Origin of the sequence: Turicibacter sp. GALT-G1 (genome assembly GCF_025594995.1) — a bacterium.
GTDB classification, from domain to species: Bacteria; Bacillota_I; Bacilli_A; order MOL361; family Turicibacteraceae; genus Turicibacter; species Turicibacter bilis.
The window spans coordinates 1-1913 of the sequence record NZ_JAMQUS010000064.1 but is presented as its reverse complement, the minus strand read 5'-3'; the positions used below and the strand labels follow the sequence as shown (position 1 = coordinate 1913).

Below are 1913 nucleotides of genomic sequence, written 5' to 3'. Positions count from 1 at the left end.
TATGTGCGCCCGGCATGGGTATTATCTAACGGGTTAAAGTCCCGAGTACGTCCAAGTAGCGGAAAGTACATAGCCTAAGACAAGGGTGTCCTCTGCGAGGAGGAATCTGAAGGAAGTCCGTGGGCAAACTTCTGGTCTGACGAACAGGAATCACATCAGGCAGGATACAAGGATAAGACTGCATAACAAGTTAAAGTCCAATAGCTACACAGAAAAAAAATGTATGTTGTAAATGTGGCAGATAGATGGAAGGGAAGATAATACACCTTACCCGGGGAGGTCTTATATTCTATCCCAAAGGTTGACCGTGAGGTAAACATGGAATATAAGAAGTCAGCCGAGGTCGTAGTAGTGAAGAGAGTTAGTGAAAACTAAAAGGAGCGAAGGACCGAACTATTTTATCCGTTAAAGAAATGATACTTGCACCTTCCTAATTAACCATTAGGTGATAAGACACATATCTAAAAAAAAATAGATACGATGGATGGAAGGTTACGAAACTCATGGAGGTAACAAATATGAACACAGAGAATTTATTAAAACAAATCCTACACCCAAATAATCTAAACCAAGCTTATTTACAAGTTAAGCGTAATAAAGGTGCGGCAGGAGTGGATGGGATGACGATTAATGAATTGGGACACTATTTAAAAGAAAATGGTGAAGAGATAAAGGACCAAATTCGTACGCGTTCGTATCAACCTAAACCGGTGAAACGAATCGAGATTCCCAAGGCAGATGGGGGTGTGCGAAATTTAGGTGTCCCAACCGTGGTTGACCGATTCATTCAACAAGCGATGGCTCAAGTTCTCACCCCTATCTATGAAGAAAAGTTTCATGAAAACAGCTATGGATTTAGACCGGGACGATGTGCAGAAATGGCGATTATTAAAAGTCTAGAATTCATGAATGATGGGTATACATGGATTGTTGATATCGATTTAGAAAAGTTCTTTGATAAAGTCAACCATGATAAGTTAATGAGGTTGATATCAAATACGATTAAGGACGGAGATGTCATTTCACTCATCCGAAAATTCTTAGTCAGTGGAGTCATGATGGATGATGAATATAAAGAATCGGTGATTGGAACCCCACAAGGAGGCAATCTATCCCCATTACTGAGCAATATCATGTTAAATGAACTTGACCAAGAGCTAGAAGCAAGAGGGTTAAATTTTGTCCGATACGCAGATGATTGTTTAATTCTAGTGAAAAGTGAGAAGGCAGCGAAGCGAGTGATGAAAAGCATGACGAAATACCTTGAAGAAACGCTAGGTCTTAAAGTCAATGTGACAAAAAGTAAGGTTGAGCGACCAAGTGGAATTAAATTTCTAGGATTCGGTTTCTTTTGGGATAAAAATGCCTATCAGTTCAAAGCTAAACCTCACCAGATATCGATCATGAGAGTGAAAGAGAAATTAAAAAGACTCACCCGACGAAGTTGGAGTGTGAGTTTTGACTATCGACTGAAGAAACTAAAGCAGTTAATCATCGGATGGGTGAATTATTTTAAAATCGCTAAGATGAGGACGGTATGTGGAAATCTAGATAAAAATATTCGATTCCGATTAAGAATGTGTATATGGAAACAATGGAAGAAGGTTCAAACCAAATATAGAAGTTTAATGAGGTTGGGAATCGATAAGGATAAGGCGTGGGAATGGGCAAATACCCGAAAAGGATATGCGAGAGTCGCTCGCTCATTTATTTTATGTCGAACCATCACGAATGAAAGACTAAAAAGAAGAGGTCTAGTATCACTACTAGACCACTATCAAACCGTTCATATTTAGAGATAAAATAGAACCGCCGTATACGGAACCGTACGTACGGTGGTGTGAGAGGACGATGATTAAATTAATTAATTATCTCCTACTCGATTTTGTGCGCCCGGCATGGGTATTATCTAA

At 39.4% G+C, this 1913-nt stretch carries 1 protein-coding gene; it reads left to right on the top strand.

The window, feature by feature from the left end; all coding sequences use genetic code 11:
- Positions 1-518: 518 nt before the first annotated feature.
- Entirely contained in the window at positions 519-1796 is a 1278-nt protein-coding gene (gene ltrA / locus NEH74_RS11080; protein ID WP_055305912.1) for a group II intron reverse transcriptase/maturase, read from the top strand.
- The last annotated feature ends 117 nt before the right edge of the window (positions 1797-1913 follow it).